This is a genomic window from Oryzibacillus soli (assembly GCF_051594765.1).
GTDB lineage: Bacteria > Bacillota > Bacilli > Paenibacillales > NBRC-103111 > Paenibacillus_AR.
The window spans coordinates 139668-163183 of the sequence record NZ_JBPPGJ010000005.1 but is presented as its reverse complement, the minus strand read 5'-3'; the positions used below and the strand labels follow the sequence as shown (position 1 = coordinate 163183).

The window sequence follows — 23516 nt, the reverse complement described above, 5'->3', positions numbered from 1 at the left end:
CGAAAGGATGGCGGCGGATGTATTGGGAATTGTTCTAAATTGCTTTGTAACATCTTACAAAGGAGTTACGTTAACCATTCGAGAATCGAGCACGATTTCCTGCTCCATGATCTCATCATGAACGAATTTTAATGTTCGGATACGTTAGACGAACAAGAAAACGCCCTTCCGGCGCCAAACCTTGGAAGGGCGTTACGTACGGCGGCAGGTTTCATACCCGATGCCGAGCTATGGGGTTTCGATGTTGACCGTTGCGGACTTCCCGTCCCATGTCACCTTGCCTCCGAAGGCTTCGCCTACGAATCGGGCCGGCACCATAGTGGAACCGTTGATCAGTTGGGCGGGTACCGGCAGCTGTACGGCTGCGCCGCCCTTCATGACCGTCCGGCTGCCGATGGTGATGGACACGGTCTGCCCGCCCTTGCGGCCGGTGGCCGTCTCCGTACGGGCATCCCAATCCACGGTGGCGCCAAGGGCGTTAAAGATGGCCCGGACCGGCGCCAGAGTACTGCCGTTGATCACGACCGGAGGCTGATCGAACGCATAATCCTTGCCGTTGATCCGGACGGACACGATGGGCTCCAGCGTCAGCGCCTTGCGCACCGCCAAGTCCCCGTTCTTCTTGTAGACGGCAAGCTCCAGCACGCTCCCGGGAGGCACGGCACCGGCATCGAGCTCGAGACGGAACGGAGCGGAGGCCTGCTCCGACAGAAGCGCCCCGTTCAGGAGGTACGCCACTCTGCCGATCATGACGTCCGGGATCTTGATGTAAGGCACCACGCTTAGGTGCTTGGCGAAGGCAACGGTGCCTTCGGCCTTGCGGAAGCCCGAAGGTGCAGCCGGCTTGGCGCCCGTCTCCACCTTCGTCAGGAAGTACGGGTCGGCGATCAGCGACCGGTAAGCGCTCATCATGCCGTCATTATGGCTTAAGAGGTAGTCATTGTAGGAATTCCGTTGGCCTTGGTCCACGTTGAAGTAGGTGATGGCCTTCAGCCGGGGATACTTCTTGGTCATGACCGAGTACAGCCGGTCCAGATTCATGACGCCCCATTCCGTCCAGACCGTGCCGGAATCATTGTGGTTGGAGTGCGCAACGGCCGTCTCGCTGATCATAATCGGCTTCCGGTCCGCATACAGCGTATAGAGCTCGTCCAGTCGCTCCACGGGACTGATCCCGAGGCTGGATGCCTGGATGTTCCCGTGCTCATAAGGCTCCGTGTACAGGCTCACACCCACCCAATCCACATAATCGTCCCCCGGATAGTAGGCGCTCATGGTACCGCGCGGCACGTCGCCCGGACTCCATACCATCGCCACGTTCGGCGCCTCCTCCTGCATGATCCGGTGCAGCAGCCGCCACTTGGCGATATACGTCTCCGGATCTCCGTTCCACACGGTCCAGGCTCCGTTCATCTCGGAGGCATACCGCAGGAAGATCGGGATGCCCGATGCTTTGGCCTCCCGCGCCCATTGGCGGATATAAGCGTTGTCCTGGACCTGGTCCAGGCCCTGGGACGGCTCGAACGCGATCTGGAGGGCGGCTCCGGCCTCCTTGGCATTTTTGGCATAGCCGTTGGGGAAGCTCTTTCCCCATTGCGTATACGCCAGGTAGATCGCGTGCTTCTTCTTATACAGCTGCTCGGACTTGATATAACGGTTGCCCATAAGTGGATCCTGCTCCGGGTACAGGCCTAGATAAGCGCCGTATGCAGGCTCGAACTTCGCCAGCCCGCCGTTCGGTCCGGCGGAGCGGGACAGCGACTCCTGTTCTCCGGCGGACACATACAAGTCCAGCGTCAGACGGATCTGCTCGGCACGCTGCATATCCTCGGCGCCCCAATTCTCCCCAGCCTGCAGCCAATACTTGTCCTCCAGCTCGTAATACCGGATGGCGTTCTCATAATCCCCGATTCCATCGTAATAATGGCCCAGGTTCTTGGCCATCAAGGCCGCGTTGTTCGCACTGTCCTCCTCCGCGAACTGCTGGAAGAGCTTCTCCCAGAGCGGAGCCGCCGCGCTGTAATTTCCTTCCGCCTCATAGCGGTTTGCCTGCGACAGGGCATTCCAATCCGCCGCATGACCGGCTTCTGGCACTCCGGTTCCCAGAAGGGCCGCAAGCGCCAGTACGGCCAGTGCTCTTTTCCCTCGAACCATGTGCTTCCCGATATTCCTCTTCTCCGGCATTTTGCCCATCCCCCCTGTGTCATTCTATGAGACCATTATAGCGGAAGCGGTCGATTCTGGATGCTCCGATGTGGATCATGAAGGAAATCCGGCAGATGATGTCGAAGGAATATGTCGCCGGAGCCGGGGGTACGTTATGTGCTCTTCGTTCGGCCATCATCCAAATAAGAAGCTGGAGGTACCCATTTTGAAGGACAAACTCAAAGGCTTGGTGATCGGCGCCCTGCTGGGCAGCGCGATTACCGGTACGGCGGCGTATGCCTCCGCCAACACGCAGCAGATCGAGGTGCTGTTCCGGCCGCTCAAGATCCTCTTCGACGGTGTGGAGAAGCAGCCTGAGAAGGGGACGCCCTTCATTTATGACGGTTCCACCTATGTGCCGCTCCGATTCGTCTCCGAGTCCTTGGGCAAGGAAGTGGGCTGGGACGAGGAAACCGGGACGATCACCATCGACGAGCCGGGCTCGAAGACGGCCATCGCCGAATACAAGGACGGCGACAAGGTCTACACGATCACCCAGTCCCGTGTGAACAAGCAGATGTCCATCGCCATGCTGTACAGGCCTTCTCTCCAGAATTACATATCCGACCCGAATTTCCGGGATCAGATCATACAGGAGGTGGCGGCATTCCTGATCACCGCCGGCCGTGCCGACGATGCGATGCTGCAAGCGGCTAAGGAACAGGCGCCTGCCCTCCTTCAGGAGCTGAAATCGGCGTATGCGCAGAATGTCAACGGTGACCAAGCCTGGGGCTCGCGGCTGCAGGAGCTGAAGCTGACGGAGAACGATCTTCTGGAATTCCTGCGTCTGAATACCGTCCGTGCCGCATACTTCAACCGTCAGATTACGGAAGACCAGCTGCGTGCCGCATACTTGAGCGCCTCGACGTCCCACGAATACGACACCGCGACGGTCCGCCATGTTCTGGTGGGGTTCGAGACGCAGGACGGCAAGACCCGCACCAAGGAGGAGGCTTTGACCCGGGCCAAGGAGGTGGCTTCCAAGCTGAAGGCCGGAGCGGACTTCGGCGTCACGGCCAAGACGTATTCGGACGACCCGGGCTCCAAGGACCAGGGCGGCCGCTATGAGAACGAAGCCATCAGCGGATGGGTGACGGGCTTCAAGAACGCGGTTCTCTCCCAAGAGATCGGTGCCATCGGGGAACCCGTTGAGACGGAATACGGCTATCACGTGATCCAAGTGGAAGCCCGCCACACCCCCAAGCTTGAGGAGATCCGCAACGAGCTGCACTCCCGCCTGCAGAGCTCCGCATACACCGCGTTCCTGGAGCAGCTTCCCAGCCTCCGGACGCAGCCATAAGGCTTGGTGAATCACCCAACAAAAAAAATGCCGGTCACGTGGTGTGACCGGCATCCTTTTTGATCGGGCATAATCCTCGGCGTACTCTCGACAGCGCATCGTCAACGGACGGAACGACCTGCCAGTTGTCCCGCTCCAAGTCCTTCCGTTTCACCTTCGCGATCCAACCCTCCGCATCCACGGCGAATATGTATCGGAAGGGCGCATCCGTATATGTCCTCTTGATCTCATCCAACAGCGGAGCCAGATCTTGCTTGGACAGGCGAATCTCATGCATATCGATGATCAGAACATACTCCTCCGGACGGATGTTCCGAATCTTCTGCTCCAGTTCTCGTTGAAACAGCTTGGCATCATAGACGGTGAAATATCCCGAATACGAAATGACCAAGATGCCGTCCTTCTGATTCAAGGTCATTTTGAACACGTTACCCACACTCCCATAGGACAAGATCGCCCCAAACGGCGTGATTCCCAAAAAAAGGATGCGTCTATCGGGTTGGATGTCTTATCAGTATAATAATCCCCCGTTGCGGATGATAGCGGGTTCACTATATTGTCGATGATTAATGGCGTTAGGTATGTCGAATCCGTGGCGATGTTCCCGAACATCAAGGGATGGTCGGGATACTGGATATTGCGAGAGCATCTGTTGTAGAATAGATAAGATTATTACTCAAAGGATGGATACTTATGTACTTGGCGAACGAATGGAAGGATTACGAGCTGCTCGACACCGGCGGCGGAGAGAAACTGGAGCGGTGGGGCGGATATATCCTGCGCCGTCCGGACCCTCAGATCATCTGGCCGCTGCAGCAGGAGACCGGCATGTGGAAGGATGCCCACGCGCATTACCACCGCAGCTCCAGCGGAGGCGGTCAATGGGAGGAGAAGGTCAAGCTCCCCGAGCGCTGGACGATTACATACGAGAACCTGAAGTTTATCATCAAGCCGACCGGCTTCAAGCACACCGGATTGTTCCCGGAGCAGCAGGTCAACTGGAAATGGATGATGGGCAAGATCCGCGGTGCCGGACGTCCCATCAAGGTACTGAACCTCTTCGCATACACCGGTGGCGCCACGGTTGCCTGCGCAAGTGCCGGCGCGGAGGTGTGCCATGTGGATGCGGCCAAGGGCATGGTCCTCTGGGCCAAGGAAAACCTGCAGGCCTCGGGCTTGGGGGACAAGCCGGTCCGCTTCATCACCGATGACGTGTTCAAGTTCGTCCAGCGGGAGCAGCGCCGCGGCAATACCTACGATGCGATCATCATGGATCCGCCCTCCTACGGGCGCGGCCCCAATGGGGAAATGTGGAAGCTGGAGACCGATCTGTACCGCTTCGTCGACTCCTGCCGGTCGATTCTGACCCCGAAGCCCCTGTTCTTCCTGATCAATTCCTATACGACAGGCATCTCGTCCTCCGTATTGACGAACATCTTGTCCATGGCCCTGAAGAACGAGTACGGCGGCAGCATTTCCTCCGGCGAAATCGGCCTGCCGATCACGGCCTCCGGATTGAACCTGCCGTGCGGCATCCTGGGCCGCTGGGAGGCGTAGCCCATGGGCTCCCCCAGCAGCAGCTCCTCCGGAGGCGGCATTCCCGTGCTGTACGAGGACAACCATATTCTGATCGTGGTGAAGCCCGTCAACATGCCGACGCAGGAGGACGAGTCCAAGGACCCGGATCTCCTGACCGAGCTGAAGCAGGATCTGAAGGAGCGCCACGGTAAGCCCGGCAACGTATTCCTGGGCTTGGTCCACCGGCTCGACCGGCCCGTCGGCGGGGTTATGGTCTTCGCCAAGACCTCCAAGGCCGCCTCCCGCCTCTCGGACGCCGTCCGGACCCGCAGCTTCGGCAAGCGGTATCTGGCGGTCGTGCACGGTACGCCGTCCCAGCCCACTGGCCGTCTGACGCATCATCTGCTGAAGGACAGCCGGACCAACACCGTCCAGGCGGTGCCGAAGGGCAGCCATCCCGATGCCAAGGAGGCCGTGCTCGATTACGAGGTGCTGGGCTCCTCCGGCGGCCTGTCCCTTGTCCGTGTGGAGCTCCTGACCGGCCGGTCGCATCAGATCCGGGTTCAGATGGCGGCCATAGGCTGTCCCCTGTACGGCGACCAGAAGTACGGCGCAGCGCTGAACAAGCCCGGGCAGCAGATCGCGCTCTGGTCCGCTTACCTGCACTTCGAGCATCCGGTACAGCGCGAGCCCGTGACATTCCGCTGTGCTCCCCCATCCGAGTTCCCCTGGAACATATGGGACGCGGCAATGCTTCAAGAATAAGCGACATCTTCTTCCCGATCTGATATAATGGGAACAGGTGATCGCATATGATGGAGGATATCGACCGCAAAGTACTGCGGATTCTGATCAATCATTCCCGAATGACCCAGACCGTCCCGTCCATCCGCAAGCTCTGCATCAAGACCGGCCGCTCGGACAGCGACATCCGGTCGATCCTGAAGAAGCTTGCGGATATGGGCTACATCGAGTGGAATCCACAGCTTCCCGAACAGGTGAAGCTGCTGGAATCCCCGGGCCGGCAGGAATCCCCCTCTAGGTACCGATGAAGCATACGCCGTTACACAGAACAGCCCCCGCATCCTCCGGTTGGAGGTACGGGGGCTGTTCTGCCGTCAGTTGGCGACCTTGCCCAGAAGATAGACCAGCAGCTGCTGGTTATGGGAGGAGATCCGGTTCAGGTAGGATTCCAGGAACCGCTTGCGGATCTCCATCCCCCTCATGCATTCTTCCTTCCCCTTGGCGGTGGCTGAGATCCACACGATGCGGCGGTCCTTCTCATCCCGCTCCCGTTCGATGAGTCCGGCCTTTTCCATGCGGTCCAGCAGGGTCGTAACCGCTGCAGGCGTTGTCGAGAGATGCGGCAAAAAATCGGAGGGCTTCATCCGCTCCTCCGGCAGAAGCAGCTCCAGCACGGCGAGCTGCCCCTCCGTCAACCCCGGGGCCAGCTCCGTCTCCATATGGGTCTTCAAATCACGGGACATCTTGTACCACAGCTTGCCGAATTCCTGAGCATACATGTTTACCCTTCACCCCGAGCCTATCGAATACTCTCATTATACCACCCGGACCACGAAGGAAAAAGGTTAATCTCCTTAATATTTTAGGACATCAATCGACTGATTGAGGAACCTTGTGCGTTTTTTCAACATATGCTGATAGCAGGGCATGGTATTTCCGCACTTAGCTGCCGAATCCCGCTGCCCTAGACAGATGTGCCGGGAGGGATTCCCCATGCCTAACGAACAGCATAAGATCGAAATCGTCAAACGAGCCCTGGCGGAAGGATTGATTCACGATCCGAGTTGGATCGACAAAAAAGACGAGCCCATGCCCGTGTGGGCGGTGCTCGAAGTGGCCTTGCTCTTGCTGGAGAAGCTGGATCCGCCATGCGCCACCTACGATTGAACGTTCGGTAGACGGATCATATCCGATATCATATCGCCTTTGGCCACGGGAACCACGCTGATCCCGGTGGATTTCCGGTCCTCGATGGGAGTGTCCTCCGTTGTAAACGCGTACCTCTCTCCATTCTTGGTAACGGCGATCAGGCCAAAAGGAGTCTTGACGGCGTAGGCGCCCGCCAATGCCGCCCCGTTGGGCCGCACCCTTTTGCCTTCCTTGAATTCAAAGGTAATGACGCCTTTGCCTCCGCGCCCCTGCATCGGGTAATCGAAGACAAAGCTGCGCTTGGCAAAGCCGATGTCGGAGACGACCAGGATCTCTCCTTCCTCGCCGCGAACCCATTCCGCTGCGACCAGCTCGTCATCCTCCCGCAGTTGAATGCCACGCACGCCGCCCGCAACGCGGCCCATCGGATTTACCTCCGCTTCCTGGAAGCGGATGCTCATGCCCAATTTGCTGATCAGCACCAGATCCCGGGTGTTGTCCGATAGCTCCACCTTCAGCACTTCATCGTTCTCGGACACCTTGCAAGCGGTGATCCCGATGGACCGGGTGGTCTCATACTCCTTCAGGTCCGTCCGCTTCACTTGACCGCCGCGGGTGACGAAGACCAGCGATTTGCCGGCATCCTGGAAGCTCTTCACCGGGATGATGCTGACAATCGAATCATCCTTCGGAATCGGGATGACGTTCACCACCGCCGTTCCGGTATCCTTCCACTTATATTCGGGCACCTGGTGGACAGGCAGGAGGTAATACTGCCCCTTGCGGGTGAACATGAGCAGGTTCTCAATAGTGTTGACCTCCAGGAGATGCTTGACGTAATCTCCCTCCTTCACACCGCTGCTGCCGATATCCCCGCCCGAACGGGTGAAGGAAAGCTTGGAGGTCCGCTTGATGTAGCCTTCGCCGGAGAGCGTGACGTACACATCCTCCGCGTTGACCAGCACCTGCACGTTCACCTTCAGCTCCTCGACCTCGCCCTGGATGTCCGAACGGCGGTCGATGCCGAACTTATCCCGGATCTCGGTCATCTCTTCTCTGATAACCTTGATCAGCTTGGCCGTGCTGCCGAGAATGCCCTTCAGGTAGTCGATGGTCTTCTGGAGCTCCTTCAGCTCCTTCTCCAGCGAATGGATCTCCAGGTTGGTCAGCCGGTACAGCTGCAGGGTCAGGATGGCGTCCGCCTGGCGCTCGGTGAACCCATATTGCTCCACCAGGTTCTTCTGGGCGTCCTGCCGGTTCTTCGAGGCCTTGATCGTGGCGATCACATCGTCTAAGATGTTCAACGCCTTGACAAGGCCTTCCAGCACGTGAGCCCGGTCCTCAGCCTTCTCCAGCTCATAGCGGGTGCGGAAGGTGACGACCTCCTTCTGGTGCTCCACATAGGCCTCCAGAATGGCCTTCAGCCCCATCTGGACCGGTGTCTTGTTCACGATGGCCACCATATTGAAGTTGTACGTCACCTGCAGGTCCGTCTTCTTCAGGAGGAAGGCCAGAATGCCTTGGGCATCCGCCTCCTTCTTCAGCTCGATGACGATGCGCAGGCCGTTGCGGCCGCTCTCGTCCCGAACCTCGGCGATCCCCTCCACCTTCTTCTCGAGGCGGATATTCTCAATGGCCGTAACCAGCTTGGACTTGACCACCTGGTACGGGATCTCCGTAATCACGATCTGCTGCTTGCCGCCGCGCAGATCCTCGATCGCCGTGCGGGCCCGCAGATAGATGCGGCCCTTGCCCGTCCGGAAGGCTTCCTTGATGCCCTCTGAGCCCATGATGATGCCGCCGGTCGGGAAGTCCGGACCTTGAATGGCGGTCATGAGGTCCTCCAGCGTCGATTCCGGCTTCTCCATGATCATAACGCAGGCGTTGATAACCTCACGCAGGTTATGCGGGGGAATCTCCGTCGCGAAGCCGGAGGAGATGCCGCTGACCCCGTTCACCAGAAGATTCGGGTAGCGGGAAGGCAGCACCGTCGGCTCCTTGGTGGAATTGTCGAAGTTGTCCTTGAACAATACCGTGCGCTTGTCGATATCCCGCAGAAGCTCCATGGCGATCTCGGACAAGCGGGCCTCCGTATAACGCATGGCCGCTGCCGGATCATCGTCCATGGAGCCCCAGTTGCCGTGTCCGTCCACCAGGACATGCCCCATTTTCCAAGGCTGGGCCATCCGGACCATTCCCTCGTAGATGGAGGAGTCCCCATGGGGGTGGAAGTTGCCCATTACGTCTCCCACGGTCTTGGCGGACTTCCGGTACGGCTTGTCCGGTGTATTGCCCGCATCGTACATGGCATATAGAATCCGCCGCTGGACGGGCTTCAGCCCGTCGCGCACATCGGGAATGGCGCGGTCTTGAATGATATATTTGGAATAACGTCCGAACCGGTCCCCGACCACATCCTCCAGGAATGCCGGCATAAATTGCTCATTTACGCTCAATTGAATAACCCCCAACCGATGCTGTTATCCCCGTACCTGGCGGATCGCAGCCCGTCTATTCCTCGTACTCCGTAAAATCCACATTCTCGATAATCCAGCGCTTGCGCGGCTCCACCTTGTCCCCCATGAGGGTGGACACCCGGCGCTCCGCCTTGGCGGCATCCTCGATCTGGACCTGGTAGAGGGATCGGGCGGCGGGATCCATGGTGGTTTCCCACAGCTGCTCGGGATTCATCTCGCCCAAGCCCTTGTAGCGCTGGAGCTCGTAGCCTTTGCCGAATTCCTTGGCGATCTGCGCGAGATCCTCATCGGAGTAGGCATACTTCAGCATGGTGTTCTTGCCGGACTTCTTCGTCACCTTGAACAGCGGCGGCTGGGCGATGAACACCCGTCCGGCATCGATCAGAGGCTTCATATACCGGTAGAAGAAGGTCAGGAGCAGCACCTGGATATGGGCGCCGTCCGTGTCTGCATCGGTCATGATGATAATCTTGCCGTAATTGGTCTCGCTGGGATCGAACTCGGAGCCGACGCCGGCACCGATGGCCGAGATGATGGCCTTGTATTCGTCGTTCTTCAGAATGTCGATCAGCTTGGCCTTCTCCGGATTCATCGGCTTGCCCTTCAGGGGCAGGATAGCCTGATGCTTCGAATCCCGGCCCTGCTTGGCCGACCCGCCGGCGGAATCCCCTTCCACGATGAAGAGCTCGTTCGACATATAATCCTTCGATTGGGCGGGGGTCAGCTTGCCGTTCAGGTTGGAGCTCTCGCTCTTCCCCTTCTTGCCGGTGCGGACCTCCTCCCTTGCCTTGCGGGCCGCTTCCCGGGCCTTGGAGGCTTGGACGGCCTTCTTGAGCAGAGACTGGGCGATCTGCGGGTTCTCCTCCAGGAAGACGCCCAGCTTGTCCGACACGACGGAATCCACGGCCCCCCGGGCGGAGGCGCTGCCCAGCTGGTCCTTCGTCTGGCCGACGAACTCCACCTCGCCCATCTTGATGTTGATGACCGCCATCATGCCTTCCCGCAGGTCGGCGCCCTCCAGATTCTTATCCTTTTCCTTCAGGATGGCCGCTTTGCGTGCATAATCATTCATCACACGGGTAAACGCCGTCTTGAATCCGGTTTCATGGGTTCCTCCTCCGCGGGTCGGAATGGAGTTCACGAAGGAAGCGATGGTTTCGGTGTAGCCGTCGTTGTACTGCAGGGCCACTTCCACCTCGATGTCATCCTTCTCGGCCATGAAATGGATGACGGGATGGAGGACGGTCTTGTCCTCATTCAGGAACTGCACGAACTGGCTGGCGCCTCCTTCGTACAGGTAGGTGTCCTCGTTGCCGCTCCGCTCGTCCTTCAACACGACCTTCAGGCCTGAGTTCAGGAAGGCGATCTCCTGGAGGCGCTCCGACAAGGTGTCGTAGCTGACGGCGATGCCGCCGGCGAACACCTTGGCGTCCGGCCGGAAGGTGACGCTGGTGCCGGTGCGGTTCGTGTTGCCCAGCACCTCCAGCCCGGTGACCGGCTCGCCCACATGATCGACGCCCTTCGCATCCGTCCAGGACTCGAAGCGCATCCGGTGGGTCTTGCCCTCCCGCCAGATCGTCACCTCGAGCCATTCGGAGAGGGCATTCGTCACCGAGGCGCCTACACCGTGAAGGCCTCCGGACTTCTTATAGCCGGCGCCTCCGAACTTGCCGCCCGCGTGGAGTACCGTATATACCACCTGCGGCGTGGGTACGCCGGTCTTATGCATGGCGGTCGGGATGCCCCGGCCGTTATCTTTGACGGTTATGGATTGGTCCTTGTGGATGGTCACCTGGATTTCCGTGCAGTACTTCGCCAGGTGCTCGTCCACCGCATTATCGACAATTTCCCAAACCAGATGGTGCAATCCCGACGGGCCTGTGCTCCCGATATACATACCGGGCCGCTTGCGTACGGCTACAAGCCCCTCCAGCACCTGTATATCATCCGCATCATACCCGGTAGCCTGCGGCTGTCCTTGATTCGCAAACAATTCGATCTGTTCCGCCATCGGCGTGATCCACCCTCATTTCCGACTGATTCTAACGCTGCTATATCCTGCTATAATCGTCTCCAAGCCAGCTTTTCTCATTTTAGTTTAAAATGTCTCGTTTTGTAAACACCGCAAACGATACCGCCAGCGCGCCGGCTGTCCAGACGGCCAGAACCGTCAGAGAGAAGGGCAGCGTCAGCCCCGGAATGGACGGCAGGGCGCCGGTCAGGAAATCGATGGTTTGGAGATTCAGCATAAACAAATATTTGGCGCTTGTCCAGGAGGAAGCCATGCTGGAGAGGATCGTGCCGGCGATCAGCGTCGCCAGCATGATGCCCATACCCGCCGCCGTGCTGCGTACCAGCACGGACACCATCAGGGACATGCAGGCCACCACCACGCAGGAGAACCAGGACAAGCCGTACTCCATCAGGATATAGCGCCATTGGGACACCCCATGCACGTCCGCCACGGACAGCTCGTCTCCGACGATGCGGTATCCGACGAGCACCGGCTCATCCCAGCCGTGGTAGCCGAATACCGCACCCGATATGAGATAGGAGATTCCCCCGATCAGCGCGATGATCAGGGACACGAACATAATCAGCGCGATCAGCTTGCTGAGCAGGATTTTCCACCGGGGCACGGGACGGGTCAAGAGCAGCTTGATGGTGCCGGAGGATTGCTCCGAGGACACCAGGTCAGCCCCGATCACCGAGACCATGAGAGGCACGAACAGGATGAGCGCGTTCTTCATGAATTCCCGGGTGAACGTGACGCCGTTCGGCGTGCTCGGGTTGATGTTCTTATCGAGCGCATACTGGAGCTGCTTCATGGTGACCCTCATCGTCTTCTTCCACTCGTCCGATACCCGGGGGCTGGAGAGCCGGTTGGTCATGTCCTTCAGGCGCTGCTCGGTTTCGATTCTCCAATTGCTGGTGCCGAATTGCTTGGCCCTCTCGGCCGACACCCGGTACTGCGCGTATGTAAAGATCGGAATAAGGACCAAGAGAATCAGCAGGATGACCATGAACCGGCGCTTCTTGATCATTTTAATCGTTTCGTTCTGGATCAGGGGATACAGGCTACTCAATGCGCTCGCCCTCCGTTAGACGCAGGAACAGGTCCTCGAGCGTCGGATTTTTGATGGATACCGCATAGACCCGGACCCCGCTGCCCGTAAGCCGCTCCGTCAGCTCCGGTATGCGCTCGGCGTTGAGCTCCGCGGCAATGCCCTGATCGGCTCCGGTGCCTTCCAGCTCGGGCTGCCGGACCTCCTCCTGCAGGAGCGTCACGCCGTCGGCGGCTTCCAGCAGGGCTAGGCCCCGATCCCGGGGCGCCACATGCCAGTGGACGGTGCTGGTTTCCCGCTTCAGGAGATCCGCCACCTGGCCGACGGCGATGACTGAGCCGTGGCTGATGATGGCCACCCGGTCGCACATCAGCTGGATCTCCGACAGCAGATGGCTCGAGACGAACACGCTTAAGCCCTTCGAGGCCAGATCGCGGATGAACTCGCGCATTTCCTTGATGCCCTGCGGATCCAGGCCGTTGGTGGGCTCGTCCAGAATCAGGAGCTTCGGCGAGCCCAAGAGCGCCTGGGCGATGCCCAGACGCTGGCGCATGCCGAGGGAGTAGGTCTTCACCTTGTCCCCGATCCGCTGGTCCATCCCCACGATGGCTACCACCTCGCGGATCCGCGCCTCCGTTACTCCGGGCAGCATCCGGGCGAAGTGCTCCAGGTTCTCCCAGCCGGACAAGTACGGGTAGAGCTCCGGGTTCTCGACGATGCAGCCGATCTGGCTGAGCGCCCGGCAGGAGTCCTGCCGGAGCGAGACGCCCCCGATCTCGATGCTGCCCTCCGTAGGCCGGATGAGACCGACCAGCATGCGGATGGTCGTCGTTTTGCCGGCACCGTTTGGACCCAGGAAGCCGAAGACCTCCCCTGCGCCGATGTCGAAGGAAACGCCCTTAATGATCCACTTGTCCTTGATCTTCTTCTTCAAGTTCTTGACGGACAATACGGTCCCGTCTGCTCTCATGACCGCTCCCCCCTCACTTTAAGACCTGCATGACCCTGGCCGCCATCTCGTCATATCCAGCGCCATTCGGGTGGAAATGATCCGTGTACAACAGATCGAGCCACTTGCTCTGGAAGATGTCGTACGTGGGGACAATGGTGATGTTCGGATACCGGTTGGAAGCCTCGAAGACCGCATTGTTCCACTTCCCGATCCAAGCTGCGCCTTCGCGGGTCGGATCGAACTCCATGAAGGGATGGTACAAGCCCAGGTAGAGGATCCGGGCCTTCGGATTGGTGACCGCCAGCTTCTCGGCAATCTGACCGAGCCGCTTCACAGACTCCGGCAGCTGCTTGGACAGCGCCTCGAAATTAAACGAAATTTCAGCGGGGAGTGCGGTCGAAGTGCCGTTCCCCGTCCCTTGGGCCGGACTGGCGGTCGGAGCCGCCGTAACGGAGGTGGCGATCCGATTCAGGTCGTTCCCCCCGATGGTGAACAGGATGATGTCCGCCTGCTTGATGTAATCGGCGGACGCCGGCTTGTTGATCTCCGCCAGCAAATCCTGTGTCGTCGCGCCGTTCACGGCAAAATTCCAGACATACACGGGCTTGTCCGACTGGTTCTCCAGCTGGCGCTTGACCCGTCCGATATACCCTTCGCCCTTCTCATCCCCGACCCCCTTGGTCAAGGAATCCCCCAAAGCAAGAATCTGAATCTTATCCGGGTGATTCATCGGTGTTGGCGTCACGTCCGCCGCCGGCTGGCCTTGTGCCGCCCCCGGCAGCTCCTCTCCCTTCGGATATAGAATGGTATTGACGGCATAGCCCATGCCGATCACCAGAACCGCTGTCGTCAGCAGCCCGAACAGGCCCGTCACTCTCCACAGCCACTTCGTATTTCCCATGCTCCGCCCCCCTGCCTGCAATATCTCAAGTCTATGATTAAGAGTAAATCTTCCGATTTCATTTTGCAAATGGTAGGTCCGAGGCGGAATCTTCAGGAGCATGCGGATTTTCGGACCGGCTCCGTCAGCCAATCCCAACCCGTTCATTTAGTGTAAAAGCTTCCCAACCCCGGCTCCGCTTATTCAGATAGGATTCGGACAAGAGGGCTTGCCAATCAAAAAAAGACGCCCCGTTGCCGGAGCGTCCTTCGTTCCCTTAACCCGCAGCCGCCTCGTCCAGGAAGCGGTATTGAGCTTGAATCAAGCCGTAATAAATGCCCATCTTGCGCATCAGATCGTCGTGGCTGCCGGTCTCCATGATCCGCCCGTGGTCCAGCACCACAATGTTGTCGGCATTGCGGATGGTGGACAGCCGGTGAGCGATGATGAAGGAGGTCCGGCCGAACAGCAGGGTTTGGAGCGCCTCCTGGATCTTCAGCTCCGTCTCGGTGTCGATGGAGGCCGTCGCTTCGTCCAGGATTAGAATCCTCGGATCCGCCAGGAGGGCGCGGGCGAAGGAGATGAGCTGGCGCTGGCCCATGGAGAGCGCATTCCCCCGCTCCTGCACCTCCGTGTCGTAGCCTGCAGGCAGCCGTTCGATGAAGTCATGGGCGTGAACCGCACGCGCGGCCATCTCCACTTCTTCATCCGTGGCGTCCAGTCGGCCGAAGCGGATGTTATCCCGGATGGTGCCCGCGAAGATGAAGGTGTCCTGCAGGACGATGCCGATCTGGGACCGCAGCGATTGCAGCGTCACATCCCGGATGTCCGTGCCATCCACAAGAATTCTTCCCTCCACCGGATCGTAGAAGCGGCTCAGCAGGTTGATGATGGTGCTCTTGCCGGAGCCCGTATGGCCCACCAGCGCCACGGACTGCCCCGCTTGCACCTTCAGGCTGATGCCGCGGAGGGCGGGTCTGCCCGCCTCGTACTCGAATACGAGATGGTCGAAGTGGACGCGGCCTTCGATCGGCGGCAGCTCCCTGGCTTCCGGCTTCTCGCCGACGGTGGGCTTCTCGTCGATGAACTCGAAGATCCGCTCCGAGGACGCCATGGCCACCAGCAGCTGGGAATACAGCTGGCCCAGACGGTTGATGGGCTCCCAGAACTGGCCGATGTAGGTGGCAAAGCCGACCAGCACGCCGATGGTCATATCGCCCGCTTCCACCAGATGGGCCCCATACCAGAACATGATGCAGTAGCCGATGGCGCCGGTAATCTCGATGACCGGACCGAAGCTCTGGTTCAGGGCGGAGGCCTTGTTCCAGGACCTCTTGTTGATTTCGTTCATTCCGTTGAAGTACTGTATGTTTTCCTTCTCCTGGGCGAAGGCCTGGGTCACCTTGATCCCCTGGATGCACTCGTTCAGGTGGGAGTTCAGCCGGGATTGCTTCATGCGGACGTCCTGCCAGGCCCTGCGGATCCGTTTGCGGAGTGATGTGGACACCAGGAACATGATAGGCACCGTTAGAATGATGGCCACGCCGAGCTTCACGTTCAGCGCCAGCAGCAGGATGATGATGCCTGCCAGCTGCACGCAGTCGATTAGGGAGTTTACCACCCCGTTCGTGAAGAGGTCCTGCAGGGAGTTGATGTCATTGGTCACCCGCACGAGCACGGATCCGGCCGGACGCTTGTCGAAGAACCGGAAGCTCAGCTTCTGGATGTGGCTGAACAGGTCCTGGCGCAGGTCATAGATGACCCGGTGCCCGATGGCGTTCGTATACTTGATGCGGAAGCTGTTCGCCAGCCACTGGATCAGGTAAACCCCGGCCATGGCGCCGGCAACGGTGAACAGCAGATCTTGATCCTTCTTCAGGATCGCGTGGTCGATGGCGTAGGAGATCAGGAACGGGATCGCCAGCTTCGTCAAGGTCACTAGAAGGATCGAGACGATGATGATCGGCAGAAGCTGCTTGCTGTAGGGCCGCATGTACGAGATCAGACGGCGGACCTGGGACCAGTTGAACGGCTTCTCGATGGCATCGTCATCCTGATAGACGAACCGCTCCGATTGATCCGCCTTGCCGGCTGCCGCTTGCTTCCTCTCCGTCTGTTGTGCTTCGGGAATGGTATCGCGTCCTGCTGAAGGTTGTTCAGCCATTTGCCGCCCTCCTGTTTCCATCCAGCTCATCGTCATCTGGCCGGTCCATGTACTGGATGTTGAACGTATCGCGGTAATGCCCCGGCTGCTTCAAGAGCTGCTCATGGGTGCCTCTCTGGATGGTCCGGCCCTTATCCAGCACTACGATTTCATCCGCATGGCGCAGCGACGAGATCCGGTGGGCGATGATGAAGGTGGTCCGGCCCGCCATCAGCTCCTTGAAGCCGGCCTGGATCTCGTGCTCCGTCTCCATGTCGACGGCGCTCGTCGCGTCGTCCAGCACCAGGATCTTGGGGTTCTTGATGAACGCCCGGGCGATGGCGATCCGCTGCTTTTGCCCGCCGGATAAGCCCAAGCCCCGCTCACCGACGATCGTATCATAGCCCAGCGGCAGCTCCATGATGAAGTCATGGGCTTTGGCCAGCTTGGCGGCCCGGATGATCTCCTCCATGGTGGCGCCCTTGTTGCCGTAAGCGATATTGTTCCGGATGGACGCCGAGAACAGGAAGGTTTCCTGGAAGACCACCGCAATCTGGCCCCGGAGGCTGTCCAGCTTCAGATCCTCGATCCGGTGGCCGTCCAATCGGATGGAGCCCTCCTTCACGTTATAGGCCCGCATCAGAAGCTGGATGACCGTAGATTTGCCCGAGCCGGTGCCTCCCAATAAGCCGATGACGCTGCCCGGAGGAGCGTTCAAGTGGAAGTCGTGCAGCGCAGGCTCCTGATCCGGATAACCGAAGGTCACATGGTCGAACTCCACATGGCCCTTCACCGCATCCTGCTTCAGCTCCACCGCCTTCTCCTTGTCCTTCACGTGGATGTGCTCGTTCAGAATATCCAGCACTCGCTCCCCGGAGGTCTTCGATTGGGTGTAGTTGTTGATATGGAAGCCGACGCCCCAGAGCGGGCCGATGATGTACCAGATCAAGCTGGAGAATGCCACCAGCTCCCCGATGCTGATCTCATCCTGAATGACCATATAACCGCCGGCAGCGATCAGAATGACCACGCTCAGGCTGGCGAACAGCTCCATAACAGGGAAGTAAGCTGCCCACAGGCGCGCGGCAAAAATGTTGCTCGACTTATATTCCTCGCTGGTCCTCGAGAACTTCTCCACCTGATGCGGTTCCCGGGCGAAGGACTTGACGGTCCGAACACCTGTGATGTTCTCCTGGGCGGCCGTCGTCATGGAGCTCATCGATTTCCGGATGTTCCGGAAGGCTGGATGGATCTTCCCCTCGAACTTAAACGCCGTGACCATCAGGAAGGGCATGGTGATCAGCGTAACGAGCGTCAGCTTCCCGTTCATGGAGATCATCATGGCCGCGCCGAAGACGATCATGACGAACACATTGATGATCTGGATCATTCCGAAGGCGATGAAGTTCCGGATAGCCTCCAGGTCCTGCGTGAGACGGGACATCAGATCCCCCGTCCGGGCTTTGTCGTAATATTGAAAGGATAAGTACTGCAGCTTCTCGTACAAGGCATTCCGGAGATTGAAGGCCAGCCGGTTGCCCAGCCGGGTTCCAAGGAAGCCGCTTCCGTATTGGAACATCCCCTTGACGGTGACGACGCCGACGACCAGAAGCGAGAGTGCGGGTACCTTGTCGAACTGCTCTTGGGTGATCACGTCGTCAATCAGATAGCGAAGCAGGTTCGGATAGACCAGACCTAATGCGGTTGCCGTGATCAGGCACAGCAGGGAACCGAACAGGAACCCCCGGTCTTGCCAGTAGTACTGCTTCAGCTGCTTGAAAACCTCCATTTGAACCTCCATTGTACGTTGGATTGGTTGTTCCGGTGCATGCAAGGGCCTGACGGTTGCGACTTACGGAGCGTGCGGCTTATGCCGCCATCACGCTGACTTCCTGATTTCCGTTGCGGTTGAACGCGAAAATAAGGACCACCTCCGTTGATTGTCCCTGTACTAGGACAGTATGCAGGAATCAGGACAAGAAAGCACTTCCAAATCCTTTTAGAATCTTATCATCCAACCTCGGTTCCGGCAATTTACGAAACGTCAGGTATTCCCCCTAATACCAACATTTGTGGAAAGTATGGGACTCCAGCACCACGTATTCGTGGAAATGGTCCGTTTTCCCCCGAATGGAACCCCTTTCATGGCATTTATCTCCAAAAGCGGAGAACCGCTAGTTTCCCAGCGGTTCTCCATCAGCCACATGTTCAATTGTTGTGCAACAGTTCATCCAACAGCTGCTTGCCGGCTTCCAGCCGGCCTGCGTCCGCGCCTTCGCTCCAGACCGACTCCAAGCCCGCACAGTGCTCACGGACGGATCCTTCCAGCCCTTCGCTTAAGGTCCGTGCGGATTGCTCCGCTTGGAGCTGGTACAAGCCGAGAAATTGGTCCGCATGGGTGCGGATATATTGTTCAACGGCAGGAGTCAAGCGGTTCTGCAGGGCCGTCATCAAGGCGGCGCTTCCTTCCCCTTCGAAGAAATGCCGGCCGTTGCGGTAGAAGCCCAGGAGCCACTTCACATCCGGTTCTTCAGCCTGTGGCGCTTCTAGCACGGATGGAGTCGGATGTGCGGGCGGCTCGAAGGATGCCGCCTCGTAGCCCTCCAGAAGCAGGGACAGATTCTCCCCCGTACGCGTCCACTTGGTCCCGAGGGCCCGGTTCAGATACGATTCCATCCGTAGGGTCACCGCCAGCGTCTCCTGGGAGAGGTGGTAGCCCATCATCCGGATCAGATCCTGCCAGGCGGCCTTGAAGGCGCGCTTCATGTCTCCCGCATCCTCCCGGAGAGCGGCGGGATTGAAGGCGGCCCGGAACATCTCCGGGTATCGGAAGCCGGCGCGCTGCTTTACGTAGTAGAGCTGCTCCTCCAGCTCCTTCTGCAGAGCTTGAGCGTCCGGGCTCTCCCATGGGATTCCCGCGCGCTCCAAGGCTTGGAGGCCGGCAGCCCGCAGCGCGTCTCTCTTCCGCTCCCGCTCGCCCGCATCCTCCCGCGCCGCCCGGATCCACTGCTCCAGCACGCCACTGGCGTGAGCCAGCTCCCGTTCCGCATTCCGGACGGCGAGTCCGGTCAGCTCCTGCTCGGCGAAGCGCCGGAAGGCTGCTTCGAAGGCCGCGATGCCGCTCTGTTGCAGAAGTGCGCCGTCCCCGTCCAGCTTCGCCTCCACTGCCATCTGGCTCGATACCGGATAGAGCCGCGGATTGCGGATGCCGAACTTCAGGAGATTATCCTCTACATGCCGGAGAACGGCTTCCAGCTCTTCATGGCCGGAGGCCAGATCCGCTGCATTGACGATGAAGAACATCTTATCCAGCTGCATAGCGTCCTTCACCCGGCCCAGCTGCATCAGAAACTCCCGGTCCGCTTGGGAGAATGCATGGTTGTAATAAGTTACGAAGAGAATGGCGTCTGCATTCTTGATGTAATTGAAGGCCACCCCCGTATGCCGGGCGTTGATGGAATCGGCTCCCGGCGTATCCACAAGTACCACACCATGGGCCGACAGCGGCGTATCCTGGTACAGCTCCACCAGCGTGGCGAAGCAGGACTTGGTCTCATCCGCCACATACGAGTGGAACAGTTCCCTGCTCGCCTGCAGCACTTGGCCCAAGGAGGCCGCCATCGTCCCCCACCCCTTCTCCACAGCCTTCAGGAAGGTCACGTGGGGCTTGCCTGCTGGCGGCACCCCGTCAGGCGTCAGCTTGCGAACCCGTGACAAGAGTGCGTTCGAGTCCTGAAGCTCCGACTCCGGCACATCCATGCCGATGGCTCGCAGCGAATAGACGATTTCCTCATGGATATCCGCCTCGGACTTCAGGAACACCCGGACCGTGCCGTGGGGATGCTGCTCATCCGGAGGCAGAATCGTATTGATGGCCGCCGTCGTAGGGTTCGGGGATACGGGCAGGACCCGCTCCCCCATGAGCGCATTGGCGAAGGAGGACTTCCCGGCGCTGAAGGCCCCGAATAACGCCAACGTGTAGCGGTTCTGCCCCAGCTTGGCGGCCTTCTCCCGCAAGGAACGGACCAGGGTCCCCGTCCCCGGCAGCTCCTCCAGAGCACTGGCACCGGCCTTGAGCTTCTCCGCCGTACGCTTCACCCGGTCGAACGGGAGCCCTAACGAATGGCTCTCCTCTGCCGGAGCGGCCTCCCGTACGTGCTCTCCCGGCAAAAAACGGGCAGCGGCACCGGACGTCCGCTTGAGAGGCTCCGGTGCGCCTCCCGGCGGACGGCCCGCCCCCTCCGTCCGGTGAGCGCCGGCCGTTACGGCTGCCGGGACCAGATCTTCGGGGTCCGGCAGCGCCAGCCCGCCGGCTCCACCTTCGGTAGCCTCATCGGCCAGCCGCATCAGCGCGATTTCCTTCGCCTTCTCCTCGTCCTCCATCCGGCGGATCCCGTCGTAGGCTGCGAGCTGAACGGCAGCTTCCCGCTTGCGCGTGGCGAGCTGACGGCGCTCCTCCAGCCCCTGGGCAGCGAGGCGGCTCCCTAAGCTCTCCAACAGCGTCCAGAGCGCCTTGCGGCATAGCTGCTTCAGCTCCGAGGAGAGCTGGCGGCAATAGTTCAGCACATATTCGCCGGTGAAATCCGGCCCGGCATGCACCTGCCCGGATAACCAGTCTGATGTGACGGGGAGCTTCAACGTCTCCTCCAGCTCCTGCAGGAACTCCGGCTCCCGGATCCCCGCTGCATCCGCCTCCTGCTTCAGATAATCAGCCGCGTGCCAGAGGAGATGGGCCCGGAGCTTCTCTTCCAGATCGGTGCGGAAAGCTTCCAGCCTTCGGCTCCGTTCCTCCTCCGTCTTGGCCGCTCTGGCCAGGAACCCGACCTTGAAGCCGGGCTTGCGGGTCTCCAAGTAAGCCGCAGCCAGATCCCTCGTACCGGCAGGAGTCAGGTTGGCGTTGTCTATCAAGGATTGGAGCTCCTTCTTCCAGCGTGCCTCCAGCTTCTCGCTGCCCGCCGCCAGCTCCGCCTCCCGCGCTTCCAGCTCCTTCATCTCCAGGACGGCCGCTTCCATGGCCTCCGCTCCGCCGCCTGCCTCCAGGTAAAGCTCCTTCTCCAGCTCCCGCCCCGACTTCCAGGATGCCAGCGCCTCCCGGATCAGGTGCCGCACCGTCATCTTGCTATTCCACGCCTTCAGGAGGGCCGATCGTTCCGATAATGCCTGTATCAAGGCGGGCAGCCGGCTCCAATCATTATGCGGGTGATCCGGGTCCTTTAACGACAGGAACAAGATGCCCGCAGGCTCGATATGCCAATTCCGGAATGCTTCCCGGACCCCTTCTCGATAGCTGTCGAAGGACAGCTCCCGCTCCCGGTGCTTGTCGATCTGATTGACGATCAGGTAGAGCGGCTTCCCTGCCTCCTGCAGCTTCTTCGCGAAGGTGAAGTTGATCTCGGACTGGACATAGTTGTAATCCATCACATAGAACACCACATCCGCCAGATGCATGGCCGACTGGGTCGCCGCTTGATGCGCATCGTCCGTGGAATCGATGCCCGGCGTATCCAAGAGAACCGTCGTGTCACCTAACAGGGGAACCGGATACCGGATCTCCACCGTCTCGATGGCTTCCCCGTTCTTGCAGGCCGCCTCCAAGCCCTCCAGCGGGATCTGCTCCACCGACAGTCCGCCGGTCTCCGTCCTTCTATAGATATGGGCGGCCGATGGGCCGTTCCGGATTCTCACGATGTTGGCGCTCGTCGGGACCGGTCCCGACGGAAGCAGACGGTGGCCGCATAGACGGTTCACCAATGTGGATTTGCCCGCTGAGAAATGCCCGCAGAAGGCGACATACAGCTCCGCCCCCGTTTGTTTCTCCTGAAGCTCCGCAAGCTTCCTCGCCTGGATCTCTCCCCCGATACCGGTCAAGGCTTCCGCCAATGCCGGAGCCGTCTCTCTTGCCCCCATGCTTCTCGTACTCCCCGTCTCATATATTGGAATAACTCTTAGATAATAAAAAAAAGAAACCGAAAGATTCGGTTTCTAGTGTACCACATTTTCAGGCTGCGGGATAAAAATTTCGAACACGTCGCCGTGTTGCAGGATCGTGATGTCCTTGGACTTGACCTTCATGACCACCACATCCGGCTTGGCCTTCATCCGGTCGATATAATGCTCCGGCACATCACCGGCTTCGCTGACCGTAACGCCTTCAATCACGCGCTCTTCATTCTCCTTCAGCGGAGTGTTCAAGATCGTTTCATAAATATCGGAAAAAAGCTCAAAGTTCTTGGTATATACGGCGATGCATTTCAAGGGTATCCCATCCTTTTTACTCTCAAGTTGGAGCGACTTGGTTTTTGGCCTTACTTTCCTTAGATTTCCTGTTTTGAACGGTTTTCATACGTTTCTTGTATTCTTTGCATACATCACTCAAGGGGCAGATGCCGCAGGATGGGTTCTGAGCCTTGCAATGATACCGTCCGAAAAAGATCAGGCGATGGTGAGTTAACGTCCATTCGTCCTTCGGCACGCCGGCCATCAGCTTCTTCTCCACTTCCAGCACGCTGTCCGTATCCTTCGCAATCCCCAATCGCTTGGAGACCCGTTCGACATGGGTGTCCACCGCGATGGCCGGTACGCCGAAGGCATTGGAGACGACCACGTTGGCGGTCTTGCGGCCTACACCCGGCAGCTTCACCAGCTCTTCATGCTTCTCAGGCAAGGTCCCGCCATATTCCTCCAGCAGGATCCGGCACAGGCTCTGGATGTTCTTCGCTTTATTCCGGAACAGACCGATTCGGCGGATATCCTGCTCCAGCTCCTCCAAGGGAACCGATAAGTAATCCTCAGGAGTCTTATATTTCTGAAAAAGCGTTGCCGTTACTTTATTCACGGTTTCGTCCGTACATTGGGCCGAGAGCAGCACGGCTATGGTCAACTCGAAGGGATTCGAGTGGATGAGCTCACAGTGGGCATCCGGGAACATGGCACCGATCGTGTCCAATATAGGTCGCAACTGCTTTTTGTTCATACGGCGCCATTCACCTCCGTTAAGTGCCGTCCCTTTAACCCATCCTGATGTTAAGAATGATTTTAGATAACCCAAAGTTTATCGAAAAAGGCTAGATAAATCAATGGAAT

Annotated in this window: 18 protein-coding genes; 5 read left to right on the top strand and 13 right to left on the bottom strand. The window is 59.1% G+C overall.

Features of this window, described 5'->3' with window-relative positions; all coding sequences use genetic code 11:
* Positions 1-228: 228 nt before the first annotated feature.
* Positions 229-2184 (bottom strand): stalk domain-containing protein, encoded by a 1956-nt coding sequence (locus ACSEXW_RS08420; RefSeq protein WP_438445684.1) that lies wholly within the window; start codon positions 2182-2184, stop codon positions 229-231.
* A 187-nt stretch (positions 2185-2371) separates the two neighbouring features.
* Here ACSEXW_RS08420 and ACSEXW_RS08415 point away from each other — a divergent pair, with 187 nt between their 5' ends.
* Positions 2372-3505: a peptidylprolyl isomerase gene (locus tag ACSEXW_RS08415; RefSeq protein WP_438445683.1), complete on the top strand. Its 1134-nt coding sequence runs from the start codon at positions 2372-2374 to the stop codon at positions 3503-3505.
* 34 nt (positions 3506-3539) lie between these two features.
* Here ACSEXW_RS08415 and ACSEXW_RS08410 read toward each other — a convergent pair whose 3' ends face one another.
* On the bottom strand, positions 3540-3932 hold the full coding sequence (locus ACSEXW_RS08410) for a hypothetical protein (protein ID WP_438445682.1): 393 nt from the start codon (positions 3930-3932) through the stop codon (positions 3540-3542).
* A 266-nt stretch (positions 3933-4198) separates the two neighbouring features.
* Here ACSEXW_RS08410 and ACSEXW_RS08405 point away from each other — a divergent pair, with 266 nt between their 5' ends.
* The 3 genes from ACSEXW_RS08405 to ACSEXW_RS08395 are packed head-to-tail and all read left to right on the top strand — an operon-like array spanning position 4199 to position 6075.
* Positions 4199-5062 carry a class I SAM-dependent methyltransferase gene (locus ACSEXW_RS08405; protein ID WP_438445681.1) on the top strand — a complete coding sequence of 288 codons (864 nt, stop codon included), beginning with the start codon at positions 4199-4201 and terminating at the stop codon, positions 5060-5062.
* Positions 5063-5065: 3 nt separating this feature from the next.
* Positions 5066-5788: an RluA family pseudouridine synthase gene (locus tag ACSEXW_RS08400; RefSeq protein WP_438445680.1), complete on the top strand. Its 723-nt coding sequence runs from the start codon at positions 5066-5068 to the stop codon at positions 5786-5788.
* 47 nt (positions 5789-5835) lie between these two features.
* Positions 5836-6075, top strand: coding sequence for a helix-turn-helix domain-containing protein (locus ACSEXW_RS08395; RefSeq protein WP_438445679.1), 240 nt, complete (start codon positions 5836-5838; stop codon positions 6073-6075).
* A 66-nt stretch (positions 6076-6141) separates the two neighbouring features.
* Here ACSEXW_RS08395 and ACSEXW_RS08390 read toward each other — a convergent pair whose 3' ends face one another.
* The gene (locus ACSEXW_RS08390) at positions 6142-6546 is read right to left on the bottom strand and encodes a MarR family winged helix-turn-helix transcriptional regulator (RefSeq protein ID WP_438445678.1); all 405 of its coding nucleotides are present in this window, start codon (positions 6544-6546) and stop codon (positions 6142-6144) included.
* Between the two features lie 214 nt (positions 6547-6760).
* Between ACSEXW_RS08390 and ACSEXW_RS08385 the strand changes: the two genes are divergently transcribed.
* The gene (locus tag ACSEXW_RS08385; RefSeq protein WP_438445677.1) at positions 6761-6934 is read left to right on the top strand and encodes a hypothetical protein; all 174 of its coding nucleotides are present in this window, start codon (positions 6761-6763) and stop codon (positions 6932-6934) included.
* On the opposite strand, the gene gyrA is transcribed toward ACSEXW_RS08385, so the two are convergent.
* From gyrA to nth, 10 genes are all read right to left on the bottom strand, one after another.
* Positions 6925-9372, bottom strand: coding sequence for a DNA gyrase subunit A (gene gyrA, locus ACSEXW_RS08380; RefSeq protein WP_438445676.1), 2448 nt, complete (start codon positions 9370-9372; stop codon positions 6925-6927). The two genes, ACSEXW_RS08385 and gyrA, sit on opposite strands and share 10 nt — an antisense overlap.
* A gap of 55 nt (positions 9373-9427) precedes the next feature.
* Entirely contained in the window at positions 9428-11404 is a 1977-nt protein-coding gene (parE, locus tag ACSEXW_RS08375) for a DNA topoisomerase IV subunit B (RefSeq protein WP_438445675.1), read from the bottom strand.
* Between the two features lie 82 nt (positions 11405-11486).
* On the bottom strand, positions 11487-12479 hold the full coding sequence (locus tag ACSEXW_RS08370) for an ABC transporter permease (protein WP_438445674.1): 993 nt from the start codon (positions 12477-12479) through the stop codon (positions 11487-11489).
* Positions 12472-13428 carry an ABC transporter ATP-binding protein gene (locus tag ACSEXW_RS08365; protein ID WP_438445673.1) on the bottom strand — a complete coding sequence of 319 codons (957 nt, stop codon included), beginning with the start codon at positions 13426-13428 and terminating at the stop codon, positions 12472-12474. Before ACSEXW_RS08365 ends, ACSEXW_RS08370 begins: the two co-directional genes overlap by 8 nt.
* A 13-nt stretch (positions 13429-13441) precedes the next feature.
* Positions 13442-14311 carry a GDSL-type esterase/lipase family protein gene (locus ACSEXW_RS08360; RefSeq protein WP_438445672.1) on the bottom strand — a complete coding sequence of 290 codons (870 nt, stop codon included), beginning with the start codon at positions 14309-14311 and terminating at the stop codon, positions 13442-13444.
* A 256-nt stretch (positions 14312-14567) separates the two neighbouring features.
* Entirely contained in the window at positions 14568-16454 is a 1887-nt protein-coding gene (locus ACSEXW_RS08355; RefSeq protein ID WP_438445671.1) for an ABC transporter ATP-binding protein, read from the bottom strand.
* The gene (locus ACSEXW_RS08350; protein ID WP_438445670.1) at positions 16447-18222 is read right to left on the bottom strand and encodes an ABC transporter ATP-binding protein; all 1776 of its coding nucleotides are present in this window, start codon (positions 18220-18222) and stop codon (positions 16447-16449) included. Before ACSEXW_RS08350 ends, ACSEXW_RS08355 begins: the two co-directional genes overlap by 8 nt.
* A 419-nt stretch (positions 18223-18641) precedes the next feature.
* The gene (locus tag ACSEXW_RS08345; protein WP_438445669.1) at positions 18642-22340 is read right to left on the bottom strand and encodes a dynamin family protein; all 3699 of its coding nucleotides are present in this window, start codon (positions 22338-22340) and stop codon (positions 18642-18644) included.
* Between the two features lie 75 nt (positions 22341-22415).
* Positions 22416-22688 (bottom strand): NAD/NADP transhydrogenase alpha subunit, encoded by a 273-nt coding sequence (locus ACSEXW_RS08340; RefSeq protein ID WP_438445668.1) that lies wholly within the window; start codon positions 22686-22688, stop codon positions 22416-22418.
* A 22-nt stretch (positions 22689-22710) separates the two neighbouring features.
* A complete protein-coding gene (gene nth, locus ACSEXW_RS08335) occupies positions 22711-23406 on the bottom strand; it encodes an endonuclease III (RefSeq protein WP_438445667.1) in 696 nt (231 codons plus the stop codon).
* Between the last annotated feature and the right edge of the window lie 110 nt (positions 23407-23516).

Coding starts and splice junctions, on each gene's coding strand:
- ACSEXW_RS08420 (WP_438445684.1), bottom strand. CDS start 2,184: ATGCCGGAGAAGAGGAATATCGGGAAGCACATGGTTCGAGGGAAAAGA.
- ACSEXW_RS08405 (WP_438445681.1), top strand. CDS start 4,199: ATGTACTTGGCGAACGAATGGAAGGATTACGAGCTGCTCGACACCGGC.
- ACSEXW_RS08400 (WP_438445680.1), top strand. CDS start 5,066: ATGGGCTCCCCCAGCAGCAGCTCCTCCGGAGGCGGCATTCCCGTGCTG.
- ACSEXW_RS08395 (WP_438445679.1), top strand. CDS start 5,836: ATGATGGAGGATATCGACCGCAAAGTACTGCGGATTCTGATCAATCAT.
- ACSEXW_RS08390 (WP_438445678.1), bottom strand. CDS start 6,546: ATGTATGCTCAGGAATTCGGCAAGCTGTGGTACAAGATGTCCCGTGAT.
- ACSEXW_RS08385 (WP_438445677.1), top strand. CDS start 6,761: ATGCCTAACGAACAGCATAAGATCGAAATCGTCAAACGAGCCCTGGCG.
- parE (WP_438445675.1), bottom strand. CDS start 11,404: ATGGCGGAACAGATCGAATTGTTTGCGAATCAAGGACAGCCGCAGGCT.
- ACSEXW_RS08365 (WP_438445673.1), bottom strand. CDS start 13,428: ATGAGAGCAGACGGGACCGTATTGTCCGTCAAGAACTTGAAGAAGAAG.
- ACSEXW_RS08360 (WP_438445672.1), bottom strand. CDS start 14,311: ATGGGAAATACGAAGTGGCTGTGGAGAGTGACGGGCCTGTTCGGGCTG.
- ACSEXW_RS08355 (WP_438445671.1), bottom strand. CDS start 16,454: ATGGCTGAACAACCTTCAGCAGGACGCGATACCATTCCCGAAGCACAA.
- ACSEXW_RS08350 (WP_438445670.1), bottom strand. CDS start 18,222: ATGGAGGTTTTCAAGCAGCTGAAGCAGTACTACTGGCAAGACCGGGGG.
- ACSEXW_RS08345 (WP_438445669.1), bottom strand. CDS start 22,340: ATGGGGGCAAGAGAGACGGCTCCGGCATTGGCGGAAGCCTTGACCGGT.
- nth (WP_438445667.1), bottom strand. CDS start 23,406: ATGAACAAAAAGCAGTTGCGACCTATATTGGACACGATCGGTGCCATG.